Genomic DNA, 26,351 nt, shown 5'->3' with positions numbered 1-26,351 from the left:
AAGCCTCCTATACCAAACCCTGATCGAGCATGGCGTTGACCACTTTGACAAAGCCGGCGATATTTGCTCCTGCCATATAATTGCCGGGAGTGCCATATTCGTCGGCAGCATCCAGACAGGTCTGATGGATCGACTTCATAATCTGTTTCAGGCGATCATCAACCTCTTTTTTCGGCCAGGAAAGACGCATGGAATTTTGCGCCATCTCCAGCCCGGAAACGGCAACCCCGCCGGCATTGGCCGCTTTTCCCGGCGCATAGAGCAGTTTATGGTCATGAAAGATTTCCACCGCTTCCGGGGTCGTCGGCATATTGGCCCCTTCACAGATAAGCTGTACGCCGCCGTTAGCCAGATGGACGGCGTCAACACCATTGATTTCATTTTGCGTGGCACAGGGAAAGGCACAATCAGCCCCATGTTCCCAGAGGGGATTATAGCCAAGGGAATGGTCAACCGGCACATGCACCGCTTCCGGGTATTGCTCGGCGTATTCACTGATTCGGCCTCGCCGAATATTTTTGAGCTGCTTGACATATGCCAGTTTTTCCAGGTTGATCCCCTGTTCATCAAATATATATCCGGACGAATCCGACAGGGTGAGTACCTTACCGCCAAGCTGAAGAATTTTTTCCGTTGTATGCTGGGCGACATTTCCTGACCCTGAGACGAGACAGCGTTTACTTTCTATACTTTCCCTGCGGGTCTTGAGCATTTCGGCGGCGAAATAGACGACACCATATCCGGTGGCCTCAGGACGGATCAAACTTCCCCCCCAGCCAAGACCTTTGCCGGTGAGTACGCCGGTAAATTCATTTTTGAGTTTTTTGTACATGCCGAAGAGATAGCCGATTTCGCGGGCCCCGACACCGATGTCGCCGGCCGGAACATCGGTATTCGGTCCGATATGTCTATAGAGTTCGGCCATAAAGGACTGACAGAAACGCATCATCTCGTTCTCGGATTTACCCTTTGGGTCAAAATCCGAGCCCCCCTTGCCGCCGCCCATGGCCAGCGTCGTCAGGGAATTTTTAAATACCTGCTCAAATGCCAGGAATTTGATAATCCCGAGATTCACCGATGCATGGAAGCGCAGACCGCCTTTATATGGCCCCAGGGCGCTGTTCATGCCCACCCGAAAGCCTCTGTTGACATGCACCTGGCCGTCATCATCCATCCAGGGTACGCGAAACATGATGACCCGCTCCGGCTCGGTTATCCTGTCAAGGACTGCCAGCTGCCGGTATTCGAAGTTGCGGTCGAAAACAGGCTTGACGCTGGCCAGGACCTCATGCAGAGCCTGATGAAACTCCTTCTGGTCCGGGTCCCGGTCAATAATTCGGCTGATTATGGCGTCCATAAGCATCCTCCCGTGACAATAGTGTTTTTTTTGCACACCTCTTTTCCCTGTATCATACATACCATTTTACATTGATTTTCCCTTTCGAACAGGACACTTTCAGCTTTTATACCGTCACATTTCAAGACGAAGGGGCTGTCCAGCTGCACATGGCGAACATACAGTCCCTTCTCGGCCACAGGCTGCTGCGCCAGCCACTGCCAGTCGAGAAAATCCGCTTGTTTTCCACCTTCGATCCGGTCGTTTTCATTTAAAGTCAGATAGGGGATGCCGAGGGAGGTGATGTTTTGAAAAAAATGGGTGCCCTGCGATGGCTCCGCCCTGATTTTTTTACCGCACACCTCGATAATCGCGGCTACCCCGGAAATATCCGCCCATTGCACGGGAATGCCCAGCCAGGGATCAGCCGAGCCCCATCGGCCCGGACCGATGAGCAGGAATGGTCGTTTTTCATGCTGCAGCCGGCGATTCATCGCACCGATTTCCTGTACCATCTCGCTCGTTTTTGACGCATCAAAGGTATCGGGACAGACATAGACAATATCGGCCATGTTCGAGAAAATGCCGTGGCCAAGACACTGCCTGACGGAGCAGAAGGCTTTTTTTCTCTCATTATCGCAGATATGCACCTCGGCCATTTCGCCACCGGTGACCATGAGCCTGATCTGTAAAAAATAAAAAACGGATTTCTGAATTTCCGGTGCAAGATGCAGGGCAAACTCAATCTCCACCTCCCCACCCATGCCGGCCTTGCCCGCCTGCAGCAGTTCGGCCAGGATCTGCGCCAGCGGATATCCGGGATATTTGAGCAGCTGGGCGAAGGTCATAATTTTCACCCCCGGCAGGCAGGCATCGCGAACCCTCTCCTCCTCGGCAATATATGTTGAGGCCAGCATGGTCACCGGCAGTTCGTTCTCGGCATCCTGCACGGTTCGCAACACCAGATTAGAGGTATCGCGCCGCAGACACCTGCCGGGGTTCATATCAAGAGCATAAAACTCACGCTGACTGTATTCCAGCATGTTTTCCACGGTTGCGAACTGGACCAGTTTTCTCGGCCTGGCTGGAGAAAACCAAAGCGACTTGCCACCGTCAACCACGGTCTTGCCAAGTCCCAGGGCAATATGACTGATCCCTTCCTCGGCACGCATATCCAGGACCGGATAGAAATTATGTGACTGGGCGACGCCGGATACCGCCGGATAAAAAAAGTTGCCGTAGAAATCCCCGGCCACCTGTTGAATAATTACCGCCATGGAGTCTTCACGGCCATGGCCGGTTACTTTGGAAAAGGCAATGGGTCCTTCAAACCAGGTCGAGGCATAAACCAGCTTGATGGCACTTTCCAGCTGGCCGAGTCGTTCGTCAAAGTCCGAATTATTATTAGCAAGAAAAAAGGTCGAATAGAGCCCGGCATAGGGTCTGAACTGCCCGTCTTCGAGCAGGCTCGACGAGCGAACACAGAGGGGGCTGACTGTTTTTTGCAGAAAGACGCGGAGTTCCTGACGCAGCCAGGCAGGCAAGGGCTTGTCCAGAAAAATGTCACAGACCTGATCATCGGGCAAAAATTTGGCAAAATGGAGAGTATTCTCTTCGACAAAGGCATCAAAACCATCGGCGGTAATCACACATGTTTTCGGGATGGTAACCACATGTCCGCTCAATGCGGAATTTTCGCCACAGGCGCCCTGCAGACAGGCCCAGATAAAGGCGATCCCTCTGGCCTTTCCTCCCATGGAACCATTGCCGATCTTGACAAAGTCCATCACCTCCGGGTCATAGTCTTCCGCCGAAAATTTTACCACCACGCCCCGCTGACGCAATTTTCTCAGCGAGTGCACCTTAGAGACCAGATCCGCGCGAACCTCTTCGATGTTATCGATATCGGCCAGATAATCCTTGTGCAGGGTACGGGCAAGAATTACCTCGGCTCTGGCCATGACCCAGTTGGAAAAATGGTTTCTACTGGTGTGATATCGAAGCGATTCTTCGGGAATCACCTCGAGCTGTTTCTCAAATTCGAAGAGATTGGCCGCATGACCGATGGCCGTCTGATCGGGCATGCGAAAGATAAAATCACCAAATCCGAGGTTTTTCAGGAAATAATTATGCAGCTCGTCCTTAATCAACGGAGAATTTTTATCGATAAAAACGGCGGGAATGCGCTCCGCCTCGGCACGGTTCTGCTGTTCCGTGGACATCATCAACAGCGGCAGATCCGGTATCTCACTGCGAATTGTCCTGAGAAAATCAAAGCCGGCCTGGCCATCCGTTCGACCGCCTCGGCGAAAAGTCGCATCGGAAATGACGGTAAAGACAAAGGGTTTATAGGTCTGATATAAATCCTGCGCTTCTTTATAGTTCGTCGCCATGAGAATTTTTGGCCGGGCTCTCATGCGTAACAGACGGTGCCGCTCATTGAGGCTCTCATCAAGCACCGATTGGGTCTGTCTCACCACCTCATTATAAATGAGGGGAAGAAACAATGAACGATAAAGCGGTGAATCCTCGACATAAATAATAACACGAACCATCGCCCGTCTGGTATCCGCATCGACATTCCGATGATCTTCAACATTTTTTATGATAGCCAGCAGCAGATCCGCCTGGCAGCACCAGAGAAAATTCTTATCCACCCCGTGCGAGCCAATCTTATCGGGAAAGGTTGAGCGCATATTATGGCCTAAAAGAATAACCGACAGGTCGGGTTGGATCTTTTTTATCGCCGCGCCCAGTCGATAGGCATCCATACCACCCAGGTAGGGCATGGTGATGACTATTTCGAATTTTTTCCTGCCAAGCAGCTCAAGCGCTTCAGCAGCGGAGGAGACTCGGGTAATCTTTGGCGGTTTGCTTAAATTCAGGCCGTGGTATTCATTGATCAGCCTGGTGGCGAGACTGCCGTCCTCCTCCAGGATATAGGCATCATAGAGGCTGGAGATAAGAAGAATCTCCTGGACCTTAAAGGACATGAGGTCGTGAAAAATTTTAAAATGCGGATCAAAATCGGTAATGACCTGGTCGGAGCCTGACTGCATGATCACCTCCACAAAAGTGCATGACTTCTCCTTCCTTGCTTTTCAATGTCTCTTTATGACTAAAGTATATCCGTTTTGACCAAAAGGAAAATAGAATCAACGATCCCCCCCGCCGAGGAGGTAGACGGCCGGAAACCAGCTGACCACCAGCAGAAAAAGGGGCAGCAGCAGAAGACTGAGCCGAAGGGCGGTTGTGCGAAAGGAAGCCACCGCCTGCCGCATATCCGGCAATGCGGTAAAAAGCGTCGTCAACCCCGCACTCATACCGAAAAAAGTTGCCGTAAAAAGGGCAAAATATATAACATAGCCAATAGAATAATACTCCTTTTTCAGGATATCAAAAGGACAGCGGTGAAAAGGCATGGCATAAATATACGAGGAAATGACCGCAGTAATAACCAGCAGGGATAAGGCGAAAAAGATCAACCATAACAGACTGAAAAGAATACCGAGCATTTTTTCACCGGAACAAGTCCCCTGGTCGATTCTTCTCAGTAAAACAAAGCCGCCGGCAAACAACAGTCCGGCCAAAGCGTAAAAGATTGTCATCAGCAAGAAAACCGGCATAGGCCCGACTAGATTTTTCCCGTCACCAGCCGCCCCGCCGAAAACCACGCCGCAGCAGGAAGTAATTATATCCGGTCGCAGATCGATCAGATACAATATCAGCAAAAGCATATCGGTGAGCAGCAGAGGCACCAGCAGCAGTACATAACCATACTTTATTCGGGTCAGGGGGAGATGTTCCGAGCTGATGTCCAGGCGATGCAGGACAATCCAGAAACCATAGAGAAAAATGCCGAAGATCTTCACCAGCAGCAGCGGGATGCCATATTCATTGGCGAGAAAGGCCCCGGTGGCGCACATCGCGCCAATAAGGATCTCCGAGTAATTATCCGCCGCCAGGACCAGCAGCAGCAGGGCCAGGATCTGCAAGACCATGCCGTACTGCATCAGCAGAGCGGACAGCCAGGTCTCGTTTTCCAGCTCGATCTGCCTGGCCGTATCGGCGTCACTGTCCCAGAATCTCAGGGTCCTGATGGCGGTTCTCACCGCCCCCCCGGCTACAAACAGTGCCGCGGCGGAGGTGACCAGCAGGGTAATCGACCAGAAATTAAGCAGCATGGTATCCGCTCATGCCTTGCCGATATTCGGCACAATCTGCCCATCTCTGACCTCAACTATTCTGGCCATGCCGGGATGCCCGCTGACAATCGGATCATGGGAACTGACGATCACCGTTCGCCCCTCCTCCTTCAGGGCAGCCAGCATATCGATGACCTCCAGCGACAGTTTGCCGTCAAGGTGGGCGGTCGGTTCGTCGGCGACGATGATCGGCGGGTCATTTATCAGGGCCCGGGCAATTGCCGCCCGTTGTAACTCCCCGCCGCTCAACTGGTTGACGGCAAATTTTTTCCGGTGGCTGATGCCGAACTTTTCAAGCAGCAGACCACCCTTTTTTTCCCGGACCCGAGGCGAGATGCCCAGGGGAATAAGGGGCAAGGTGATATTCTCCAGCACGGTCAGGTGATCAATCATAGTGTAGTTCTGAAAAACAAATCCAATCAGTTCCCGACGATACCGGGTAAGGAAATGATCAGGCAGCCGGGATATTTTCTTGCCGCCTATCGTTGCCCTGCCGCTGGTCGGCGAAAAGATGCAGCCGATAATGGACAGCAGCGTGGTCTTGCCCGATCCGCTTGGTCCCTGCACGCAGACCATCTCACCTTGTGCAACCGCCAGATGGACACTTTTCAGGGCAATGACCTGATTGCTTTGCCTCTGATTATATATTTTTGTCACCGCCTCGAGGTCAACCAGCATATCAGATCACCGAATCAGCCCGAACCGTGGCCGCCCGCCAGGCGGGAACCGCCGTGGCACAGAGATAAGGCATGACTGAAAGAGCGAAAACGAGCAGGAGATCCTCAACGACAAAGGGCGGCGCCAGAGAAAAAACCGGTCGAACTACCGACCAGCCAAGAAAAACCGGCCTGAACAGTGAGCCGTCAAAGAAAACGACATGCACCCAGGCCAGAAGATAGCCGCTCAGAAAAGCCAGCAGGGAGACGGTCAGGGACTCGCAGAATCGTAAAAAAATGATATCACTGGTCTGCCAGCCGAGGATTTTCAAAATGCCGACCTCCTTTTTTTCCTCCTGGGAAAGACCCGAGGCCTTGTCCCAGGCCAGGATGACAAAGGCGGCCAGGGCGGTGAGCAGACAGATAGTGCCCAGTCCGCTGCGCCAGTTAAAAACCACCTTGTAGGTTTTCAGAATCTGATTTCTGGTGATAATCCGACTCCCCGGTAAAATATCACTGATTTTCCGGGCCACGGTGTCAATCTCATTCGGATTGGCGACATAGACCAGCAAATCGGTGATATACCCTTGTGGAATAGCAAAAAGATCCCTGGCATCGGCCAGGGTCATGAGGATCAGATCGGCAGTGACGATGTCCATTTTTTTATCAAAGAGGCCGATTGTCTCAAAAGCTGCCTGGCTTAAATTCGGCCGGAACAAAGAAAAATGTTTTCGCTGTCCCAGCTGCAGATGCTGGCGGATAGTGTCACTGAGGACCACCTTGCCTCGTTCGGCAAGAGTGGGCAAACGCCCCTCGGACAGCCCAAGCTGCAGCCCTACCGCGGAATCGACGAACGGCGCCTGCATGCCGATGACCGTATAGTTCGCCCCATTGCTCTCATCAAAATAATATCCCCAGATCCGCTCGTCTATTTTCTCGATGCCGTAAATGGAGGCAAGGTCGCTTTCGGCGGAGGCGGCAATGGAAACCTGTCTGCCGGCGGACATCTGCTGCACGGTTATGTCCGGGGCGGTGGCAAGTATCTTTTGCGCCGCCTCGGTCAAGGCCTTGCTCACCAGCAGGAAGGAACTCAAGAAAAAAATAACCAGGGTAAAAAGACAAAAGACGCTGACATTCTTGAGCAGTTTTCGTCGCAAACCGTACAGGGCGTAGTCAAGGATATTCAGCAGGCGACCTGGAGCGTTTATCTTCATAGACTACCGCCGCGGGGGCGCCCAGAAAAAGGTGGATGGGAAATGATCAATCGCCCCCGGATGATCCATCGAGACGACGACTGCATCGCTGACTGCCACATGCCGCGTATAGCGCGCTTCGGTGGACAAGGCCAGATCGGACAGACCAAGATGAAAAACCACCCCTTGAAGCAGCAGCACATTCTCTTCCTGCGTACGTCTCTTACCTGTCGACGACTGGGCAAGCCCCCCGGCGAGTGCGGCAAGAACGAGCACGACACCAAGTAAATACATGGAAGGTCGCATATTCTCGCTTACTTTTTTGCCGGCATCGAATGCCCTTTCATCGTATGCCCTTTCCGTAACGATTCAATGATGTCCGGGGTGATCTCGGCAAAACTGTAGATCTTGCTGCCGTGGTGGTCCTTGAGGAAGCTTTCCGCCGCTGCCTGACCGGAAAAGGGGATCAGTTCATGACCCATGGGACCGTACACGTCGCTTCCGAGTACGAAAAAGGCCTTTTGCCCGTCAATCCAGTCCTGACTGTAATAGTCCCTGACGAAGACCTCTTCCACCGTAAGGCCTGCAGCGGCACCATATTGCCCGGGGGAAAAATAATAGGCCAGCATATCCTTTACCCCGTCGAAGAACTCGGCATGGCCATCGGACATATTGATCTGAGCCAGCCACTGGGGATATTTTGCCACAAACATCCCACAGACCGGGCATCGACTCTCTTTATTCAACTCTTCTCCCGCCATGGGGCCGGCGGCAATGCTCCCCTGTGCCGTACACAGCAAGAACAGAATGGTTAGCGCTGCAATAGCTTTCTTCATCTTTTCCTCCATTATCTGGTTTGCTCCTGCGGTTTTTCTTTTTAGAGATACTTTCCCAATATCTCCTGAAGTTCCGCCTCCCCCACTCCGCCAAGAATCGCCGCCAGTATCTTCTGCTCCGGATCGATAAAAATGGTCTGCGGGTAGGCGCGAATATCATAGAGATCGGCAAGTGCGGCATCTCTATCCGCGGCTACCGGGAAAACTATAGCCATTTCTTCGGCAAATTCGCGCAATTTTTCGACATTTTCATAAAAACTGCCAATATACAGGACCTGCAGCCCTTGAGCTTTATGTTCGGTATAAAACTTGATAAATGCCGGCGTATCGGCCCGGCAAAACCGGCAATTCGTCTCGAAAAAACGAAGAATGACTGGACTGCCGTGCAGATTCGACAGCACCGTTACCTTGCCGGACAAGTCCTTCACTGCAAAATCAGGGGCAGTGTCACCTAATTGCAGCGGTTTGGATTTTTTTTCCTGGACACATCCAAGCAACATGACAAGCAGCATGAGAAGAAAAAATCCCCTACCGATTTTATGCCGTCCGGCAGCGCTGATTGCTTTTTGCAGGACAGATCGACACTCTTTTATTTTCCATGTTTGCATAAGGGTCACCGGATGTGGTACATTGCATGCTACAGTGTAGGCTAGGAACCTGTCCGGGAATAAAACAGATTCGCTGCCGTACAACGTTTGCGATATATGGTCTGAAACAGTTGACAAAACAAGAGGCGCCACGGCGCCACCCTTTTTATCCGACAGGATAATTTTGTCAGCCCATAACCTCAATCTTCCAATGCCGAGAGACGGCAGTCAAACGATATGGACAGCAAAGAATTTGTCAAAGCCAGAAAAGTACTCACCAGGACCCAGAAAGAGCTGGCCAGCCTACTCGGTATCTCCCTGAAGGCTGTCTGCAGCTACGAACAGGGCTGGCGGACAATACCGAGCCACGTGGAGCGCCAGCTGATTTTTCTGCTGGCGAAAAAAAATCATTCTCTTACGAAAAACAGCAACTGCTGGGATATGCGTGACTGCCCCGAAGAGACAAAGGCTCAATGTCCCGCCTGGGAATTCAATGCCGGTGATATGTGCTGGTTTGTCAGCGGGACCATCTGTAACAATACCCCCCATACGACCTGGGACCAAAAAATGGCCATCTGCAAAGACTGCGTCGTTATGCAAAACATGAAGTAGACGGCATCCGTGCAGCATGTACACTCCATTCCCTGCAGGCACTTTCGATACCGGTCTGCGTTAATGTTCACCGTAGCGTTGCCTGTAACTCGTCCGGTGTATTAATATTTTGCCAGCCGGGGCGCAATACTGCCGGAATCACCGGATTTTCTATTTTCGGGTGAACGGCCGCAGCCCCGATGCGTAAATTTCCATTATAGAGCTCTTCCTCAAAAAGGTGCCCTGCACGAAAATCATAGCAGGCCAAAAGCGGCTCGAAAAACCTGCTCACTTCCGGCCGGGGAACCCGTCCCCAGCAACCGGCGCGACGCCCGGACAACAGCCACTGTATCGCCTCGGGTGTTATATGGGGCATATCGCAGGCAACGAACATCCACGACACCGTCGGCTGCCATCGACACGCGGCAAGAACCCCTGTCAGCGGTCCGACGACGCCGGGTATATCGGCCAGACGAACCAGATCCTGAAGTCTTTCCGGCAGCAGCCCCGCCCCCGAAACAACCAGTCCATCGACCAGAGGACGGAGGATGCCTGCTGTTCGCTCCAGCCAGGTAATGTTCTTCTCGTCTGCAATAAGATGCTTCGGCCTTCCCATTCGTGAACTTTTGCCGCCGATAAGAATACAGCCCCACACCGGGGTTTGCTGCACCAGTTGGTCCATTTTTTTGATCAACTGGTCTATAAATTTCTGCATCGCCGAGTCACCGCCACCGGCCCAGACAAGACTGTCCGGCACCGATTGCCCATCACCGCCAGGGGGGATGCCCAGGTGGATCTGGTGTGCCGGAAAATCAAGCCCACCATCGATTAACACCAGGTCATGAACTTTTACCTGTAAAATCAAGGTATACCGCGTCAAGATCGGATTATCTTCCGTGGGCAGAAAAATGCCGCTGATCGATCGTCCTGCCAGTTCAGTCAGTAATCCTGCCGTAAATTCGCGCCGTTGTCTTGTCGTTCCGCCAGAAACTTGAAACACCGGGAGATTCTGCAGGTCATTGTTCCTGTTCACCTTGCAATCCTTATTTCAAACAGATAAAGAACCTGGCCGACCAATGCCTCTCTTAAGCGAGCGACATCGGTCCGCCGCTCAAAGCAGCAACTCCGCCGTGCTTTCCGGCAGAACACCGGCCAGGCGACCCCGCTCCATGAAGACCTTGATAGCGGCCATCCCCTCTTCGCCCAGGTCTCTCGAAAACTCATTGACATAGAGCTGGATATGGCTGCGGACAATGTCCGCTTCGAGCTCCTGGCTTTTGCTCCTGATATAGGGCAGACAACCATCCGGATGGGCAAAACCATAGGCAACACTGGCCTTGATGGCCCGGTCAATGGCGGCAATCCTGTCCCGGCCGAGGCTTCTCCTGGCGGCAATGCAGCCAAGGGGTATCGGCAGGCCGGTGCTCTGTTCCCACCACCGGCCAAGATCCTGCAGACAGAACAGCCCCTGTTCGGCATAGGTAAAACGGGATTCATGGATGATGACGCCCGCATCGACTTGCCCGTCGTTAATGGCGCCGATGATGCGATCAAAGCGCATCTCCACCAGCCGCTGACAGTCCGGCAGAAACATCTGCAGCAGCATCGCGGCGGTCGTCAGTTTCCCGGGGATGGCGATGGTCATCTCGCGCAGCTGCTCCGGCGGTATCTCCGAAGCGGCAACCAGCAGCGGCCCGCAGCCTCTGCCGAGTGCGCTGCCGGCAGACAGCAGACAGTATTCATCAAGCACATGGCCCAGGGCATGAAAAGAAAGCTTGGTCACATCAAGTTTTTTGGCCATGGCCCACAGATTGAGTTTTTCCACGTCCTCCAGCACAGGTTCAGCAAAGGTAACTTCCGCCGGAGCAATCAGGCCATGGACCAGGCCATAAAAGATAAAGGTATCATTGGGACAGGGCGAAAACCCCAGGGAAAGATTTTCGTTCATGGGCAACATCGGATCAATCCTTGTATCAACTGTATCGCCGTATCGGCGGCTTTTTGGCAGGCCTCGGGTAATCGCCAGGAAGATGGCTCCCGATCCTCGACATAATTGGAGATGCAGCGCAGCTCGGCACAGGGCAGACTGAATTCACGACAGACCCGGACAACGGCTGCGCCTTCCATATTTTCACACAGGCCATTCCACCTGGCCTGCAACATTTCTCCTCTGATTTTCGTGCCGCTGATACCATTCACCGTAATGAATACCCCATGATGGCAGAGGGTGCCGAGCCGGTCAAAAACCGCGCGGCATCGCTGCAATAAGGCACCATCCAGAGTAGAGACGATCTCCCCAGTGAGGGAGCTGTCCAGATATTCCATGGCATCGCCAAGGCAGATACCCAAGTCACCGGCCACCTCCTGTTCGGCCAGGCAGATATCCAGCAGCTGCGGCTGGCGGCTCTGATCGGGCAGCAGATAGGCGCCGCCAACACCGAACTGAATAATCATGTCAATCTGTTCTTTAGTTGCACAGAGGAATCTGGTCAGCCGCAGCGTCGTTTCAACCGAACCGACCCCGGTCACCAGTGTCCGACAGAGCACTGCCGACGGGGGCAAGGCCGCAACAAAGGGGGCCATTTCTATTTCGGTTGCAGCAACTGCCAGAATCATGGTATCTACAACAGCTCCTTAAGCAAAAAAAAATTATCTTCTTCTGCCGCCTGTTCAGACATCCCGGCAGCTTGACAGCTTACGACTTTAACGCATAATTTGACTTAATGCATTGTCCACAGCGCATGGACCGTCATTTTTCTCCATTTTCCCCAGAACACGATGCAAAAAGATCTTACCCTCAGTTCCTACAACTACCACCTGCCCGAACACCTCATCGCCCAGCATCCCACAGAAAAACGCGATCTCTCGCGCCTGATGGTACTGCAGACCGGAACAACCAGGCCGAGGCATCATCGCTTTGCCGATATCGTCCGGTTTATCGGCAAGGATGATATGCTGGTGGTCAATAATACCAGGGTGTTTCCGGCAAGACTGCTGGGCACAAAAGAGACAGGCGGCAGGGCCGAGGTCTTTCTGCTTGAGTTTCCGGTCATCCAGGACAGCACCAGCGGCACGGCGGTGACCGTCGGCCTGATCAAGTCATCCAAACGACCGAAGCAAGGGTCCCGTATCACCATTAACGACATATTGTCCTGCACGGTGGAAGAGGATCTCGACGGCGGCAAGGTACGGCTGAGCCTGCATTTCGACCAGGGTCTCGGCCTGGCGGAGACCTTGCAGCGTTCCGGCCAGGTCCCTCTGCCACCATATATTTCGAGGAAGAACGGCAGCACCAGCGAAGACGTCCACCGCTACCAGACTGTCTATGCCAGCCGACCCGGCGCAGTTGCCGCCCCGACCGCCGGGCTGCATTTCACCGAGGAGTTATTGCAGGAGATCACCGAACAAGGCACCCTGTTTGGCCAGGTCACCCTGCATGTCGGTTATGGAACCTTTGCTCCGGTGCGGGAAACCGATATCACCCGCCATCAGATCCACCGGGAATATCTTCGTATCCCGCAGGAGACGGTGGATACCATAGCGCTGACAAAAAAAAGAGGAGGCAGCATCTGGGCTGTCGGGACGACCACCGTTCGAGCCCTGGAATACGGGGCGATAAAGACCGGTCAGCTGGAAGCGATCGAAGACTGGTGCGATCTGTACATCTATCCCGGTTTTCAGTTCAGGGTCATCGATAATCTAATTACCAACTTCCACCTGCCGGATTCGTCGCTGATGTTTCTGGTCTCCGCGCTGTGCGGCAGAAAAACCCTCCTCGACTGTTATAGGACTGCAGTCGAGGAAGAGTATCGTTTTTTTTCCTATGGTGACGCAATGGCCATTATTTCCCAGCCATCCCTGTAACTGACCAGGATGGAGTGAGAAATAAGGAAGCTACGCAGAGGTAGCGGCAGGACAGGCGGCACAACCGCCGGCAGCCGGGCAGGAATTTGGCGCCTTGGCGGGTTCGGCCTTTTTTGCACCATTGCCATTGGCAGTGCTCGAATAGCCGTCGGCATACCAGCCACCGCCTTTTAACTGGAAAGAGGTCATGGACATAAGTTTTTTTACCGGTCCCTGACATTCGGGACAATTACTCAGCGGTTTATCAGCAATTTTCTGCTGCACTTCAAAGACCTTGCTACACTCCTGGCATTCATACTCGTAAACTGGCATTTGTTTTTCACCTATGAGATTGCAAAATGTTAACGTTGCAAAAATTTATGCATAAACTCCTCTGCGACAATCAGGGCAGAATATAAAAAAACCGAAACTCGACTCGAACTTCGGTTGTCTGCCGCAACTGTTATCGACTGTTTTTCGATTCAGGGCAAAAATAATTCCCTGGACACCTTCTGTCAACATGTTCCATCACTTGCTTGAGGAAAAAAGACACTCCAGTCTCAGCCGATGTCTGCTTGTTGTCCAGATTGTTTTCTGGTATATATGTCTACCTGAACTGGTGTCTGTCCAATTTTGGATTTCTTCACGAACGCGCACTCCTTTATGATTGGTATTTTTGATTCAGGTGTCGGCGGAATGACCGTTGCCCGGGCTGTGGAACAGCTCCTGCCCGGCTTCCCTCTTCTCTATCTCGGTGACATTGCCCGGACTCCCTACGGCACGAAGAGTGCGCGAACCATTACGGAATATTCGGTGGAGAACACCAGATTTCTCGTGCAAAACGGGGCGAAAATTGTTGTCATAGCCTGCAACTCCGCCTCCAGCGTGGCCACGGATCGTCTCCGGCAGGAGTTCAATATCCCCATCGTCGAGGTCATCACCCCGGCCGTTGAACTGGCAATAGCCAGGAGTCGGGCGGGCAGGATCGGCGTTATCGGGACCAGAGCGACCATTCGCAGCAACATCTATGAGCAGAAGATCCGTGAACAAATGCCCGGATATAAGGTGTTTTCCAAAGCCTGCCCCCTGCTCGTCTCCCTCGTGGAAGAAGGGTGGACGGACAAACGAGAGACGAAAATGATCCTTCGTCGCTACCTGCACGACTTGAAGAATCAGCAGATCGATACTCTTGTTCTTGGCTGCACGCACTACCCCCTGCTGAAACACCTGATTCAACCGAGGATAGGCAAAAAAGTCACCTTGATCGATTCCTCGGCGGCAACTGCCCATTTTCTCAAAAATTACCTGGAAAATACTCCTGAGCTCCAGCCGACGGCCAGCCATCAGCCCAGCCGGAACAGATATTTTGTCACCGACCTGACAGAAACGGCCGAACATATTGCCGCCAGGATATTTGGCCGCCACATTGAATTGTTATCCGTTTAATCCTTTTCTCTCCTTGACTCATGCAAACACTCAGCAAAATCATGTTGGTTCTCACCTGCCTGCTCCTTCCAGTTGTTGTTTATGGTGGGAAGAGCAACATTGAATATCCGGAAGATATCGCCCAACGACTGCAGGCCCGTTACGATAAGATTACCAGCCTCACCTTCAACTTCACCCAGAACAGCAGCGGCGACATGACCGGTCGACCGCGCCAGGGTTCAGGCAGAGCCTCTTTTGTCAAGCTTGACGGCAATCGTTATATGCGCTGGGACTACGCCATCCCTGACAAACAGGTGCTGGTCAGTGACGGAAAGATTTTCTCCATGTATTTTGCCGAGCTGCAGCAGATGATCATCTCCCCGGCCGACACACTCGATACCGATCTCACCTATTCTTTTTTCACCGGCAAAGGCACCCTGAAGAATGACTTCCACATTCGCCCGGCAAACGAGGAATTCCAGGCGGAAAACAATGCCGGATTCCAGGTGATAAAACTCATCCCGAAAACAGCACAATCGCAGGTTCAGGACATTCACCTGTGGGTGACGGCCGATTCACTGATCCGGCGGATTTCTATCCGCGACCATTTCGATACGCTAACAGTTCTGAATCTCAGTGATATCGAGATCGATGGCCTGGTCGGCAAAAACCGACGAGAGCTGCTGGCCTTTTTCTCCTTTGTCCCACCGGAAGGAACTGAAATCATCAGGCAATAGCATGGCCGTCGACAACGCTCATCCTTTCAGAATTGCTCTCATTTCCATGCCCTGGTCGATTTTCAACCGGCCGTCCATCCAATTGGGGACCTTGAAAAGCTACCTGGAGCGGGAAGCCGAGTACCGGGTGGACACGTATCACCTCTATCTCCATCTGGCAAAAACCATCACCACCGAACTGTACAGCCGGATCGCCCTCTCCGGCTGGGCCGGAGAAGCTCTGTTTGCCCCGCTGCTGTTCCCTGAAAAAAGAGCCGACGCCGGAAAACTTTTCCGGCAGAGTCTGACCGGAAAAGGGAGTCCCCGTCCCGACTTTGATGCCCTGACGGCGCGTGTCGAAGCGAGCTGTGCGCAATGGCTGGCCGATATCAATTTCGATCAATATGCCCTGATCGGTTTCTCTCTTTGTTTCAGCCAATTGTTCGCATCGCTGTATCTGGCCAAAAAGATCAAAGACAAATGGAGCGATATTCCCATTGTCTTCGGCGGATCGTCATGCTCCGGCCAGATCGGCGTCTCGCTGCTGCAGCATTTTCCGACAATAGATTATCTCATCGACGGCGAAGGAGAGCAGCAGCTCCTTGCCCTCTGCCGCTTTCTTTCCGGCCGAGCCGAGAGCCTGCCGGGTAAGATTCGCACAGTGCATCCTGTTCCGGTTGCAAAAACAACCATCGGCGACAAGGCCGACAAGGCGGCAGCACCCTTGCAGCTCGGCCAGCTGCCCTATCCGGATTACACGCCCTACTTTCAGGAAATGCGTCGGCTTTTCCCGCAACAGCCGTTCATCCCCTTGCTGCCGATAGAATTTTCCCGAGGCTGCTGGTGGAACAAATGCACCTTTTGTAACCTCAATCTCCAGTGGCAAAATTATCGTTTCAAAGAAAGCGGCAGGATGCTCGAGGAAACGCTCCATCTCACTGAAAAACACCAAAGTTTACATTTCACCTTCACCGACAATGCCCTGCCGTCAAAAGAGGCCGATCGATTTTTCACGAGCCTGTTAACACAAGACCTGGATATTGATTTCTTTGCCGAGATTCGCGGTATCACCGAACCAGACAGACTGCAGCTGTATAGCCGGGCCGGCCTGAAAACCGTCCAGGTGGGTATCGAGGCGTTAAGCACCTCGCTGCTGGCAAAAATGGCCAAGGGTACCACGACCATCGACAACATCGCTGTAATGAAGATGTGCAGTGCGACAGGGATCCGCATGGAGGGCAACCTGATTACCGATTTTCCCGGTACAACGGCGGAGGAGATTGCTGAAACGCTGAGAAACCTCGATTTTGTTCGGCCCTTTCTTCCCCTGCAGGCGGCAACCTTCTTCCTCGGCTACGGTTCGCCTCTGCACACCGAAGCCGCCGGCAAGAGCAAAACCAAGGAGTTCCCCATCCAAAGGATCACCCCCCACGCGAAAAACCGCCGACTTTTTCCCGGGGACTATGTACAGTCCATGCTTATGCTCATCAACAGTTATCAAGGTGATAAAAAGCTGCAGCATCGGCAGTGGCAACTGGTAAAACGCAAGATCCGCGCCTGGCAGGATTACCATAAGCAGCGAACTGCAGGCGGGCAGCATCCTCTGCATTACCGCGATGGCGGTACATTTCTCATCATCCGCCAGGAACAGCCGGCAGATGTCCCGCTCCTGCACCGGCTGCGCGGCACCTCGAGAAAAATCTATCTCGCCTGTGCGCGTCCTGAGAAAATAGACACCCTGTTGCGGGCCTTTCCCCAGGTCACCGACCAGGGCCTGCGAAAATTTATCGACGAAATGTGCACCAAGCGTCTTATGTTTCAGGAAAATGACCGCGTTCTGGCACTGGCCGTGCATAACACCAGTGGTGGCGATTGTCCATGACCTGTCTTCTTTGCTATGGTAAACTGGTAGAACACTTTAATCATAGGAGCTTGTCAGAGAATAGGCATTTTTTCTCAGATCAAGGCATTTCAGAAAAATAAGCACAGCCATATACATAATATTGCGAGCATTATTTTTATGAAATAACGCGGAGCTGGGGAAAAAGGGCATTCTCGGATAGGCTCCCAGGGAAGGTATTGACCTTACCATAACTTATAAACCGTAGTTCTTTTTTCTTTTTTTCTTAATGGGTAGACATGACAGAAACAGACAACGAAAGCTTTGAGGAACTATTCAAAGCTGAAAAAACCAGAAAGATCAAACACCTGACCCCAGGACAAAAAATAAAAGCCACCATCGTCGGCATAAACGAGGAGACCGCCTTTCTCGATGTCGGCGGCAAAAGCGAGGGGGTAATCAACAGCTCCGAGCTCAGGGATAAAGAAGGTAATTTCAGCTATCAGATAGGTGATGAGCTCGATGTATATTTTCTGCAGGCGAAATCGGCCGAACAGCTTTTCACCACCTCCATCGGCTCTGGCTCGTCCAATGCCCACCTGGAAGAAGCCTTTCGCAGCGGCATTCCGGTGGAAGGGTTTGTCAAAGCGGAGATCAAAGGCGGCTTTGAGGTCACCCTTGGCGGCAATGTCCGTGGTTTTTGCCCCTTTTCCCAGATGGGACTTCGCCGGGTCGAGGATGCCGCCAAGGAGTATCTGGAGACCCATATGAAATTTATGATTACCCGCTTTGAGGAAAACGGCCGCAATATCGTCCTCTCGGCCAGGGCGATCCAGGAAGCCGAACGGGCGGAAATGCGCGAAAAATTACAGGAAACCCTGGAGGAAGGGCAAACCATCGAGGGTGTCGTCAGCTCGATCAGGGATTTCGGTGCCTTTGTCGATATCGGCGGCGTCGATGGCCTCATCCCGATTTCAGAAATCGGCTGGAGCCGGGTGGAAAAAGTAGAGGATTATTTCACCGTCGGCCAGAAAGTCCAGGCGGTCATCAAAAAACTGGACTGGGACAAAGATAGAATCTCTCTCAGTTTCAAAGAGACCCAGGCCGATCCATGGAACGAAGTAACCGCTGCCTTCCAGATAGGATCAACCCATACAGGCACCGTGGCGCGACTGGCCCAGTTCGGCGCCTTTGTCACCCTGGCTCCAGGCGTTGACGGCCTGATCCATATCTCAAAACTGGGCAGCGGACGACGGATCAATCACCCCCGTGAGGTGTTGGAAGAAGGGCAGAATATCGACGTGACCATCGAAGCGATAGATCTAGCCGAAAAAAGGATCAGCCTGGTACCCGCCGACTATGTATCGGCCGAGGCGGAGCAGGACAAGGAACGATCTGAATACAAATCGTTTGTTACCAAGGAAAAAAAGCAGCAGCCAAAAAGCGAAATGGGCAGTCTCGGCGCCCTGCTCAAAGCAAAAATGTCCGAAAAAAAGAAATAGTCTTCTCTCGTCAACAACCATGCATCCGCCGACCAGGAACAGGCTCCTGCCGGTGCCGCCGATTATATCGGTGGCGCCGGCTCTCCTCGAGACGCCATTACTTGATGCTTCTTATCATGTCCACCAATCAACACTACTGCCGCAAGAGAAAGGATTAAAACGGCAGATCCGGTAACAATGTAGGCGTCACCAATTCCCCAGGCGTCCATACTCAGGCCCGCCAGAACCGCACCGGTAAAAACACCGGCACTCATGGCAAAGCTGAATATGCCCATCATCGTTCCATGGCCGTAATGTGCTTTCGCCTCCATTGAGGCATAGGCGCCGAGCACAGCCCAGATGGCCGCCTCCGACATGCCCATAATGATGTAGGCAATGGCCATAACGGTAAAACTGTCAATGAGCGGAATAGCCAGAATGACCATGCCAAGAACAATGCTGCTCACCAGGAGAATCAGCAATTTGTTATGTTTGTCGACAATTTTGCCGAAAGGGATCTGCAGCAAGGCATTGACCAGGGTCCTGCAGGCAATAATCATCCCGACCTTAAGACCATTGCTCCCCGGCCATTGCGAGACGAGCAGGGGCAGAAAGGCCATGCTCGGCACCATAATGATCATGGTTGTATAGCGGGACAGGAGAATGCCGCAGGTTTTATTGTTTGCCAGCATCCTGCCGATACTGGACAGTAATGGTCTGGCAATGTCCCGCTTTGCAGCAATCTGGCCCGGCATATATAAAATGACCAGAATAAAGGCCAGAAAGCTTAAGCCGGCCATGGTATAGAAAACCGAAGGCAGACCCCAGTTATCGGAGAGCAGGCCACCAATGACCGGTCCGCAACCAATGCCGCAAAAAATAGCAATATTCAGATAGCTCATATAGCGCCCCTCCTCGCCCACCGGAGAGAGAAAACTCATATAGGCCATTGCAATTGGCACGATCATCGCCGAGCCGATGCCGTGAAAGGCCCGAATAATGATCAGATCGGGCACTCCGGTCGCATGCGGAATAAGTAATCCAACGAGGCCGTAGACAAAAAGTCCGGTTATGAGAAAGCCTTTTCTCCCCCACCTGTCAGAAAAATTACCGACCACCGGCTGCAGCAGGCCCCGAGTAATGGAAAAGGCAGCAATGATCATGCCGAGAGCGACGCCGCCAGCACCCAGTTCTCTGGCAAAAATCGGCATCACCGGGACAATGATGCCGATGCCGAGCAGAGCGATGAAAACGGAAAGCAGTAAGGTGATGAGGGTATTATTTTTCATTTCCAGTGACTGGACTGCTCCGTCGATCCTGCGGCACCCAGTGGCAGACGAGCAGTCCAGGCCGGAAAATGGCGGCAAAATGCCTGGTAGAGCGAAAACAACTAGGCATGATTGAGCAACTTCAACTGTAGAGGATGAGGATCAAGATAATGCTGGTTGGCCAGATATTCCTGTTTGAATTTTTTCGCAAAAAACCGCATCAGCGTCAGGGGAACAATCAGCGGTATCATTCCCTGATGGTATTGATCAAGTATCTCCAACACTTCCTCCTTCTCAAAAGGCGAGAGATCGTTCTTGAAATAGCCAAAAACATGGCTCAAAACATTGCTGTGTTTTTTGATGGTGCTCTTTTTTTTCAACGCACTCATCAATAACTCTTCGTAGCGATCAAACAGTTCATTTATGGTCAGGTCCTTGGCCTTTGCGACCAGTCGCCCCATTTCCCGGTAATCTTTTTCACTATGCGAGAGAAGCAGCAGTTTGTGCGTCGTGTGAAAATCAACCAGACCACCCCGCCTTTTTGCGCTCGCCACCAATTCTCGCCATCTTCTATGGACAAAAATCCGCTGAATAAAATTTTCCCTTAATATCGGATCGTTGAGCCGGCCGTCTTCTTCCGCCGGCAGAAAGGGGAACTGCGCCATAAAAGCCCTGGCAAAAATACCGACGCCATTATTACTCGGCATGCCCGTATCGGAGTAGACCTTGACCCGTTCCATGCCGCTGCTGGGGGACATCCGCTTGAAGACAAAGCCATCAAGATTTTCCTTGGCCAGCGCCTTTATCCGCTCAGCTGCCCAGCTTTTCATCTGTTCGGTATAATCTATGCCGCTCTTTCTCGTCACCAGGCGGGGGTCGGCCGGATCACCGACGAGCCGCATCGCTTCACGCGGTATGGAGAGCCCGCACTCCACTTCGGGACAGACCGGCACATAATCGACATATTGCCCCAGAGTATCGGTCAGGAATCTATCGTGTTGGTGGCCACCGTCATATCTGACGTTGTTGCCGAGCAGACAGGAACTGACCCCTAATCTGATTTTACCATCCATGTCCTCTCCTTTTCTGTATATGCTCTTGTAAAATTCCAATGTAACGGCAAAGATACTTGACATCTGTTCAAAGCTCAGCGATATTGCCTGTGCAAAGAGTAATCTGTAAGGCTTGCGCTTCCTTGTTTTCCATTCAATCCGTTCCAGCCTGTCCGGCCGGCAACATGAATGAATCTAAACCATGATTCGAGTTAATAACAATAGAAATTGCTCTCTGTGTATTCCATTGCTCTTCCTATTGGTATTTTCTTTTATAGCATACACTTATATTGCCCGAGTCGCCAAGCTTGACCAAAAATATTTTGCCACCCACGCTGCCATCCTTGCCGACAACATCTGGGCCCTGAATCAAACTGGGGCGGATGCCTACCTGCAGCTCGCCGTCAAGGCCGACCATTACAAATCCCTTGCCGTTGCCATTCCCGGCGACAGCTCGTATATCTCGGTCGCCAGTGCCCCTTTAACCGGCCTGTCATTCTATCTCTACAAGATGAAACTCATCGGGGTAAAAAAACTTTCTCAGCAAATTACCCACGACGGACAGATCATCGGCTTGCTGACTGGAGAAAAATATGTCCGGGTTATCTTTCCGCTGGTGAATATTCTTGTTTTTCTTCTTCTCATCACCCTGTCGGTAATTTTCATTATCCATCTTTTTCGCAACAGGAAATTTCTTGAGCAAGAGGTCCTGGAAAGGACACGCAACCTGCTGGAGAGTGAACGACGCTTCCATGACCTCGTCAATCTCCTGCCGGAAATGGTGGTCGAGACAGATCTGACCGGAAATATTACTTACGCCAACCAGGTGGCAAAAAGCCATCTCCAACCGTCTGAACAAAATATCGCCGGCAATTTTTTCCAGCTCATCGCAGAAGAACAACGTGAAGAGGCAAAAAGAAATTTCCAGGAATCTCTTCAAGGAAAACGATCGGAACTCATTGAGTTTACCGCCAGAGATAACAAATATAATACCACTTTCCCTATACTTATTCGTTCCGGACCGATCAAAAAGAATGGCTGTGTTTGTGGTGCCCGGATGATTGTCATCGATATTACCGAGCAACGTTTGCTGGAGAAACAACTGAACCGGGATCAGAAGATGAAAGCTATCGGCCTGATGGCCGGCGGGGTAGCCCATGACCTGAACAATATCCTGTCCGGCATCATCAGCTATCCGGAACTTCTTCTCCTTGACCTTGACCAGGAGAGCGGCCTGCGTCGACCCCTCGAAGCCATTCGCCGGTCAGGTCTCGATGCCTCGGAGGTCGTCTCCGACCTGCTGACCGTTGCCAGAGGGGTCGCTGCCAATAAAGAAGTCATCGCCCCAAACGAATTCATAGAAAACTATCTCAAGTCTACGGATTTCCTGCAACTTAAGACGAGATATCCGCTAATCAATTTTACAACATCTCTTGATCCGGAGCTACGGAATATCTCCTGTTCGCCGATCCATATCCGCAAATGTCTGATGAATCTCATCACCAACGGCGCGGAAGCCATTCATGGTAAAGGGAATATCTCGATAGTCTCCAGCAACGAGGAACGAGATTTTTCCCCAGCCAGAAACCAGCCGCCTATAGACAAACGAAACTATAGCAAAATAGCCATCCACGATGATGGCTCGGGGATTGCCGCAGGCGACCTGGATCATATTTTTGAACCGTTTTACACGAAAAAGGTCATGGGCCGAAGCGGTACCGGGCTTGGCCTTGCCGTTGTCTGGAATACCATGCGCGACCATGGCGGCATGGTCAATGTCAGCAGCAGCACGCAGGGGACGACGTTTGAACTATATTTTCCCAGTGTCGAGACGGCAACAACGCCACGCCCTCTATCAAGAGACTGGCGCAGCTATAAAGGCCGGGGACAGACAATTCTGGTTGTGGACGACGAACCGGGTCAACGGGAGATTGCCGCCCAACTGCTGACATCCCTGGAGTACGCCGTGCACACTGTCCCCTCCGGGGAGGAGGCGGTACACTATGCCCGGAAATATACTACTGACCTGATGGTCCTTGATATGATTATGCAACCGGGACAAAATGGGCGACAGACATTCGAGCAGATCCTGAAAATTAACCCACGACAAAAAGCAATTATCGCCAGTGGTTTTGCCGAAGACGCCGACGTCCAGGCCACGCTGGCGATGGGTGCCATGGCATTTGTGCCGAAACCGTACACACTCGACCAGATCGGTTCGACCATCTATAACATTTTCCAGCAGTAAGACAGTATTTAAAGCAACATAGTCCATCAGCCCCGGAGGCTTGCACATGCTGCAGACACAACATTTACGGCCTCTCTTTTTTTTCTTTTGTGTCACTTTTCTCATGCCGGCAGGGGCATGGACAAAAGACTCCATCAGCTGGATGGAATCGGCGACACCGCCATTTTTCATTCATGAGGGAGTCTTTAAAGGACAGGGATACGTAGAAGTCATCAACAACATTCTGATCGAAAATTTGCCGGAATATAGTCACACACGAACAATAGCAAATCTCACCAGACATTATCAACAGTGGAAACAAGGGGAAAAAGCCTGTGCCCCTTCCATGTATAAAACTGACGAGCGGAAAAAAATTGTTTATTTTTCAATCCCCAGTACCTTCTCTCTGCCCATTGAGCTTATAATTGATAAGAAAAACTTTTGGGCGTTTGGCGGATCAAAAACAGTCAGCCTTGCAAGCATCCTGCAAAGCAATAAATATGTCATTGGCAGAATACGAAATCGATCATTCGGGCCAGAATTTGATAACACCTTAGACAACTACGACAATGACAAAAATGTGTTCGTCTACGACGGGCCTGACCAGTTACGTGGTCTATTTAAGATGCTTATAGCTGGAAGAATTGACGCACTGCCAGGATCGCCGGAGGAAGCCATGCACATTGCTGAAACAATGGGTATAAGGGATCAGATTACGACTTTGAGTATTGAGGAAAATCAAGGCGACCCCGAAGCCTACCTTGGTTATGTGACCTGTACCAAAAATGAATGGGGTAAAAAAGCAATCGACAACATTAATCAAATCATTTTAGAACAACGCGGTACAGAAAGATACAGAGCGGCCTATGAAAGATGGCTCGATCCAAGCAGTATCGAGGGATACCGGAAACTCTACAAAGAGGTCTTTCTGACCATCACGGATTAAATGATTACGCCAGAGAAAGCAGGTATGACCTGAGGTTTTTTGCCGTATGGGTCAGCTCGAGTTTCTGGCGCAGACGCTTGCGATGAAAATCGACCCCACTCGTCGACAGATGCAGGACATCGGCTATCTCCTTGGTCGATTTGCCGCTTCGCACCATATTGGCTACTTCAATTTCCTGGGGGGTGAGCGACAGATTCAAGGCGGCGAGACTGTGGAGAAACGGTGAAATGATGTCCTTGAGATTTGCCTCGACAATCTCCAGCAGGGTCCGCTGCTTTTCGGTCAGGTTCCCCTGCAGCAGTTTCTCCAGATAAGGGAGCACCAGGCGATCGACGTTGGCATATATCGTCTCTTCGATGCGGGTTCTATCTTCTTCCCGCTGGCGCAGCAGAACCCGCAGGGCGATATTGGTCTCTTCAAGTCTTTCCCTTTCTCGCCTCAGCTCGGCCTCTTTGGCCTGCAGTGCCTCCTGTACCTCCATGATCGGGGTAATATTTTCATGGGTGACGATAACCCGGTGCACATTCTCATCACGATAGGGCACCACCCGCACGGCATACCACCTTTTTTGGTCCGGAGAATGGCAGGGGTACTGCGTCAAGAATTCATCCAGCTCACCGGCGAGAACTTTTTGAATTCCCTGCGCAACCCGGTCGGCATCATCGTCCTGATGGAGACGAGCGCTTTCACAGATTGCCAGATAGTTGGCGCCGATGCTGTCAAAGGAATCAGGCATACCATTTTGCCGACCGTATTCCTGCCAGGAGCGATTGGTTTCCATGATGAACCCCTGTTCATCCAAAATTGCCACATGGGCGGACATGGAATCGATAACCACCCTATACAGATCCTGCCCCTGCATGGTACGCCTCCTTGCATTGATAATTTGTGCTCCTGTTACAGTAGTGTTGTATTATTGATTATCACCGCCTGTGTCAAGACGAATCAAGGCTCAGCGAGGAGCGCCGGTCTACCTGGCTATCGACTCCCCCACATTTCATGGAGATACCTCACGTCGCTTGCCGGAAGGTGCAGAGACTTGACATCCTCCAATGGGAATGCCATATTTCCCCCAAACTCCATCACCTTTAAGTCGAGATCAACCAAGGTGTTTTTTACAGCAGGCGGTGACCCATGCATATAATTCTCAATTCCCCCCTCGACATGCATCTTCACCTTCGTGAAGGCGACATGCTGCAGGCGGTTGCGCCCTTGACCACCGCCTCCTTTGCCGGGGCGGTGATCATGCCCAATCTCGTCTCCCCTGTCGATTCCCCGGCAAAGATGCGACGTTATAAGGAGCAGATTCAAGCTGCCGGCAATTCACCTTCTTTTGCCGCCTACATGACCCTCTTTTTCAAAAATTACACCAGGGCCGAACTGGCGTCGGTTAGCAAGGAAATTATCGGCATCAAACTCTATCCGGCGGGAATAACCACCCGGAGCGAAAGCGGCGTCAGCGATTTCGGCAGCATAGACGAGACCCTCGCCCTGATGGAGGAGATGCAGATTCCGCTGCTGGTGCATGGCGAATCAGGCGGTTTTGTCCTCGACCGTGAAAAAGAGTTTCTCAAGGTGTATCAACGGCTGGCCGAGGCTTTTCCAAAGCTGCATATCGTCATGGAACATATTACCACCGCCGAAGCAGTCGATTTTATTGACTGTTATCCAAACGTTTCGGCCACCGTCACCCTCCACCACCTGCTGATCACCCTCGACGATGTTATCGGCGGCCTGATGCAGCCCGATCTCTTCTGCAAACCCATCGCCAAAAGACCTGAAGATCGCCGGCAGCTGCTGGACGCGGTCCTCTCCGGCCACCAGCGGATCATGTTCGGCTCGGATTCGGCGCCTCATCCCAGGCATAAAAAAGAGTGCTGCGGCTGTGCAGCCGGGATCTTTTCCGCTCCCGTTGCCTTGCCGATGCTCGCCGAACTCTTTGAAGATGCCGGCCGCCTCGACCTGCTGCAAAATTTTGTCAGTGATATCGCCTGCAACCGCTACGGCCTGCAGCCGCCGGCAAAGCAGGTCATTCTCGAGAAAAAGCCATGGCAGGTGCCGAACCTCTACGGTAAGGTGAAACCATTCGGGGCTGGCCAAACCCTGCGCTGGTCGATTGCCGCATGACAGGAAGGAGCTTGAAAAAGCC

At 52.1% G+C, this 26,351-nt stretch carries 24 protein-coding genes; 9 read left to right on the top strand and 15 right to left on the bottom strand.

The features are described from left to right. Positions 1-7: 7 nt before the first annotated feature. The 8 genes from gdhA to ACYQ8U_RS13295 all read right to left on the bottom strand — a co-directional run bounded on the left by gdhA (position 8) and on the right by ACYQ8U_RS13295 (position 8,834). Positions 8-1,357: an NADP-specific glutamate dehydrogenase gene (gene gdhA, locus ACYQ8U_RS13330; RefSeq protein WP_459946042.1), complete on the bottom strand. Its 1,350-nt coding sequence runs from the start codon at positions 1,355-1,357 to the stop codon at positions 8-10. Next, the gene (locus ACYQ8U_RS13325; protein ID WP_459946041.1) at positions 1,345-4,395 is read right to left on the bottom strand and encodes a PEP/pyruvate-binding domain-containing protein; all 3,051 of its coding nucleotides are present in this window, start codon (positions 4,393-4,395) and stop codon (positions 1,345-1,347) included. The genes gdhA and ACYQ8U_RS13325 overlap by 13 nt, the downstream gene beginning before the upstream one ends. 96 nt (positions 4,396-4,491) lie before the next feature. Then, positions 4,492-5,520 (bottom strand): hypothetical protein, encoded by a 1,029-nt coding sequence (locus tag ACYQ8U_RS13320; RefSeq protein WP_459946040.1) that lies wholly within the window; start codon positions 5,518-5,520, stop codon positions 4,492-4,494. A gap of 9 nt (positions 5,521-5,529) precedes the next feature. Continuing rightward, positions 5,530-6,219 (bottom strand): ABC transporter ATP-binding protein, encoded by a 690-nt coding sequence (locus ACYQ8U_RS13315; RefSeq protein ID WP_459946039.1) that lies wholly within the window; start codon positions 6,217-6,219, stop codon positions 5,530-5,532. A gap of 1 nt (position 6,220) precedes the next feature. Continuing rightward, entirely contained in the window at positions 6,221-7,411 is a 1,191-nt protein-coding gene (locus ACYQ8U_RS13310; protein ID WP_459946038.1) for an ABC transporter permease, read from the bottom strand. A gap of 3 nt (positions 7,412-7,414) precedes the next feature. Next, on the bottom strand, positions 7,415-7,684 hold the full coding sequence (locus tag ACYQ8U_RS13305; RefSeq protein WP_459946037.1) for a hypothetical protein: 270 nt from the start codon (positions 7,682-7,684) through the stop codon (positions 7,415-7,417). Between the two features lie 20 nt (positions 7,685-7,704). Further along, the gene (locus ACYQ8U_RS13300) at positions 7,705-8,226 is read right to left on the bottom strand and encodes a nitrous oxide reductase accessory protein NosL (protein WP_459946036.1); all 522 of its coding nucleotides are present in this window, start codon (positions 8,224-8,226) and stop codon (positions 7,705-7,707) included. Between the two features lie 41 nt (positions 8,227-8,267). Continuing rightward, entirely contained in the window at positions 8,268-8,834 is a 567-nt protein-coding gene (locus ACYQ8U_RS13295; protein WP_459946035.1) for a peroxiredoxin family protein, read from the bottom strand. A 216-nt stretch (positions 8,835-9,050) separates the two neighbouring features. Between ACYQ8U_RS13295 and ACYQ8U_RS13290 the strand changes: the two genes are divergently transcribed. Beyond that, positions 9,051-9,425 carry a helix-turn-helix domain-containing protein gene (locus tag ACYQ8U_RS13290; RefSeq protein WP_459946034.1) on the top strand — a complete coding sequence of 125 codons (375 nt, stop codon included), beginning with the start codon at positions 9,051-9,053 and terminating at the stop codon, positions 9,423-9,425. Between the two features lie 67 nt (positions 9,426-9,492). Here ACYQ8U_RS13290 and ACYQ8U_RS13285 read toward each other — a convergent pair whose 3' ends face one another. The 3 genes from ACYQ8U_RS13285 to mqnB all read right to left on the bottom strand — a co-directional run bounded on the left by ACYQ8U_RS13285 (position 9,493) and on the right by mqnB (position 12,020). Beyond that, positions 9,493-10,437 (bottom strand): molybdenum cofactor guanylyltransferase, encoded by a 945-nt coding sequence (locus ACYQ8U_RS13285; protein ID WP_459946033.1) that lies wholly within the window; start codon positions 10,435-10,437, stop codon positions 9,493-9,495. Between the two features lie 78 nt (positions 10,438-10,515). After that, positions 10,516-11,361: a 1,4-dihydroxy-6-naphtoate synthase gene (locus tag ACYQ8U_RS13280; RefSeq protein ID WP_459946032.1), complete on the bottom strand. Its 846-nt coding sequence runs from the start codon at positions 11,359-11,361 to the stop codon at positions 10,516-10,518. Further along, positions 11,349-12,020: a futalosine hydrolase gene (mqnB, locus tag ACYQ8U_RS13275; RefSeq protein WP_459946031.1), complete on the bottom strand. Its 672-nt coding sequence runs from the start codon at positions 12,018-12,020 to the stop codon at positions 11,349-11,351. The genes ACYQ8U_RS13280 and mqnB overlap by 13 nt, the downstream gene beginning before the upstream one ends. 162 nt (positions 12,021-12,182) lie before the next feature. On the opposite strand from mqnB, the gene queA reads away from it, so the two are divergent. After that, positions 12,183-13,268 (top strand): tRNA preQ1(34) S-adenosylmethionine ribosyltransferase-isomerase QueA, encoded by a 1,086-nt coding sequence (queA, locus tag ACYQ8U_RS13270; RefSeq protein ID WP_459946030.1) that lies wholly within the window; start codon positions 12,183-12,185, stop codon positions 13,266-13,268. A gap of 30 nt (positions 13,269-13,298) precedes the next feature. Here the strand turns inward: queA and ACYQ8U_RS13265 are convergent, their stop codons facing one another. Then, a complete protein-coding gene (locus ACYQ8U_RS13265; RefSeq protein ID WP_459946029.1) occupies positions 13,299-13,580 on the bottom strand; it encodes an FmdB family zinc ribbon protein in 282 nt (93 codons plus the stop codon). Between the two features lie 330 nt (positions 13,581-13,910). Between ACYQ8U_RS13265 and murI the strand changes: the two genes are divergently transcribed. The 4 genes from murI (at position 13,911) to rpsA (ending at position 18,730) form a co-directional block, all read left to right on the top strand. Beyond that, positions 13,911-14,693, top strand: a complete 783-nt coding sequence (gene murI / locus ACYQ8U_RS13260; RefSeq protein WP_459946028.1) for a glutamate racemase — start codon at positions 13,911-13,913, stop codon at positions 14,691-14,693. 41 nt (positions 14,694-14,734) lie between these two features. Continuing rightward, entirely contained in the window at positions 14,735-15,409 is a 675-nt protein-coding gene (locus ACYQ8U_RS13255; RefSeq protein WP_459946027.1) for a LolA family protein, read from the top strand. 1 nt (position 15,410) lies between these two features. Beyond that, entirely contained in the window at positions 15,411-17,270 is a 1,860-nt protein-coding gene (locus ACYQ8U_RS13250; RefSeq protein ID WP_459946026.1) for a RiPP maturation radical SAM C-methyltransferase, read from the top strand. A gap of 257 nt (positions 17,271-17,527) precedes the next feature. Then, positions 17,528-18,730 (top strand): 30S ribosomal protein S1, encoded by a 1,203-nt coding sequence (gene rpsA / locus ACYQ8U_RS13245; RefSeq protein WP_459946025.1) that lies wholly within the window; start codon positions 17,528-17,530, stop codon positions 18,728-18,730. Positions 18,731-18,792: 62 nt separating this feature from the next. Here rpsA and ACYQ8U_RS13240 read toward each other — a convergent pair whose 3' ends face one another. Together ACYQ8U_RS13240 and ACYQ8U_RS13235 are read right to left on the bottom strand one after the other, a co-directional pair. After that, positions 18,793-19,998 carry an MFS transporter gene (locus ACYQ8U_RS13240; RefSeq protein WP_459946024.1) on the bottom strand — a complete coding sequence of 402 codons (1,206 nt, stop codon included), beginning with the start codon at positions 19,996-19,998 and terminating at the stop codon, positions 18,793-18,795. A gap of 101 nt (positions 19,999-20,099) precedes the next feature. After that, on the bottom strand, positions 20,100-21,050 hold the full coding sequence (locus ACYQ8U_RS13235; RefSeq protein ID WP_459946023.1) for a YbgA family protein: 951 nt from the start codon (positions 21,048-21,050) through the stop codon (positions 20,100-20,102). Positions 21,051-21,231: 181 nt separating this feature from the next. On the opposite strand from ACYQ8U_RS13235, the gene ACYQ8U_RS13230 reads away from it, so the two are divergent. Beyond that, complete coding sequence (locus tag ACYQ8U_RS13230; protein ID WP_459946022.1) at positions 21,232-23,277, top strand: hybrid sensor histidine kinase/response regulator; 2,046 nt, start codon at positions 21,232-21,234, stop codon at positions 23,275-23,277. A 46-nt stretch (positions 23,278-23,323) separates the two neighbouring features. Beyond that, complete coding sequence (locus ACYQ8U_RS13225; protein WP_459946021.1) at positions 23,324-24,202, top strand: TIGR02285 family protein; 879 nt, start codon at positions 23,324-23,326, stop codon at positions 24,200-24,202. 4 nt (positions 24,203-24,206) lie between these two features. Here ACYQ8U_RS13225 and ACYQ8U_RS13220 read toward each other — a convergent pair whose 3' ends face one another. Beyond that, complete coding sequence (locus ACYQ8U_RS13220) at positions 24,207-25,064, bottom strand: LuxR C-terminal-related transcriptional regulator (RefSeq protein ID WP_459946020.1); 858 nt, start codon at positions 25,062-25,064, stop codon at positions 24,207-24,209. A 272-nt stretch (positions 25,065-25,336) separates the two neighbouring features. On the opposite strand from ACYQ8U_RS13220, the gene pyrC reads away from it, so the two are divergent. Then, positions 25,337-26,329 carry a dihydroorotase gene (gene pyrC / locus ACYQ8U_RS13215; RefSeq protein WP_459946019.1) on the top strand — a complete coding sequence of 331 codons (993 nt, stop codon included), beginning with the start codon at positions 25,337-25,339 and terminating at the stop codon, positions 26,327-26,329. Positions 26,330-26,351 lie beyond the last annotated feature (22 nt).

This window comes from Desulfocastanea catecholica, assembly GCF_054657295.1.
The sequence above is the reverse complement of the archived record's forward strand: the minus strand, read 5'-3'. Positions and strand labels throughout refer to the sequence as shown.

Coding starts and splice junctions, on each gene's coding strand:
- murI (WP_459946028.1), top strand. CDS start 13,911: ATGATTGGTATTTTTGATTCAGGTGTCGGCGGAATGACCGTTGCCCGG.
- ACYQ8U_RS13250 (WP_459946026.1), top strand. CDS start 15,411: ATGGCCGTCGACAACGCTCATCCTTTCAGAATTGCTCTCATTTCCATG.
- ACYQ8U_RS13220 (WP_459946020.1), bottom strand. CDS start 25,064: ATGCAGGGGCAGGATCTGTATAGGGTGGTTATCGATTCCATGTCCGCC.
- mqnB (WP_459946031.1), bottom strand. CDS start 12,020: ATGATTCTGGCAGTTGCTGCAACCGAAATAGAAATGGCCCCCTTTGTT.
- rpsA (WP_459946025.1), top strand. CDS start 17,528: ATGACAGAAACAGACAACGAAAGCTTTGAGGAACTATTCAAAGCTGAA.
- ACYQ8U_RS13325 (WP_459946041.1), bottom strand. CDS start 4,395: ATGCAGTCAGGCTCCGACCAGGTCATTACCGATTTTGATCCGCATTTT.
- gdhA (WP_459946042.1), bottom strand. CDS start 1,357: ATGGACGCCATAATCAGCCGAATTATTGACCGGGACCCGGACCAGAAG.
- ACYQ8U_RS13225 (WP_459946021.1), top strand. CDS start 23,324: ATGCTGCAGACACAACATTTACGGCCTCTCTTTTTTTTCTTTTGTGTC.
- pyrC (WP_459946019.1), top strand. CDS start 25,337: ATGCATATAATTCTCAATTCCCCCCTCGACATGCATCTTCACCTTCGT.
- ACYQ8U_RS13290 (WP_459946034.1), top strand. CDS start 9,051: ATGGACAGCAAAGAATTTGTCAAAGCCAGAAAAGTACTCACCAGGACC.
- ACYQ8U_RS13295 (WP_459946035.1), bottom strand. CDS start 8,834: ATGCAAACATGGAAAATAAAAGAGTGTCGATCTGTCCTGCAAAAAGCA.
- ACYQ8U_RS13265 (WP_459946029.1), bottom strand. CDS start 13,580: ATGCCAGTTTACGAGTATGAATGCCAGGAGTGTAGCAAGGTCTTTGAA.
- ACYQ8U_RS13320 (WP_459946040.1), bottom strand. CDS start 5,520: ATGCTGCTTAATTTCTGGTCGATTACCCTGCTGGTCACCTCCGCCGCG.
- ACYQ8U_RS13235 (WP_459946023.1), bottom strand. CDS start 21,050: ATGGATGGTAAAATCAGATTAGGGGTCAGTTCCTGTCTGCTCGGCAAC.
- ACYQ8U_RS13315 (WP_459946039.1), bottom strand. CDS start 6,219: ATGCTGGTTGACCTCGAGGCGGTGACAAAAATATATAATCAGAGGCAA.
- queA (WP_459946030.1), top strand. CDS start 12,183: ATGCAAAAAGATCTTACCCTCAGTTCCTACAACTACCACCTGCCCGAA.
- ACYQ8U_RS13300 (WP_459946036.1), bottom strand. CDS start 8,226: ATGAAGAAAGCTATTGCAGCGCTAACCATTCTGTTCTTGCTGTGTACG.
- ACYQ8U_RS13305 (WP_459946037.1), bottom strand. CDS start 7,684: ATGTATTTACTTGGTGTCGTGCTCGTTCTTGCCGCACTCGCCGGGGGG.
- ACYQ8U_RS13240 (WP_459946024.1), bottom strand. CDS start 19,998: ATGAAAAATAATACCCTCATCACCTTACTGCTTTCCGTTTTCATCGCT.
- ACYQ8U_RS13310 (WP_459946038.1), bottom strand. CDS start 7,411: ATGAAGATAAACGCTCCAGGTCGCCTGCTGAATATCCTTGACTACGCC.
- ACYQ8U_RS13280 (WP_459946032.1), bottom strand. CDS start 11,361: ATGTTGCCCATGAACGAAAATCTTTCCCTGGGGTTTTCGCCCTGTCCC.
- ACYQ8U_RS13255 (WP_459946027.1), top strand. CDS start 14,735: ATGTTGGTTCTCACCTGCCTGCTCCTTCCAGTTGTTGTTTATGGTGGG.
- ACYQ8U_RS13230 (WP_459946022.1), top strand. CDS start 21,232: ATGATTCGAGTTAATAACAATAGAAATTGCTCTCTGTGTATTCCATTG.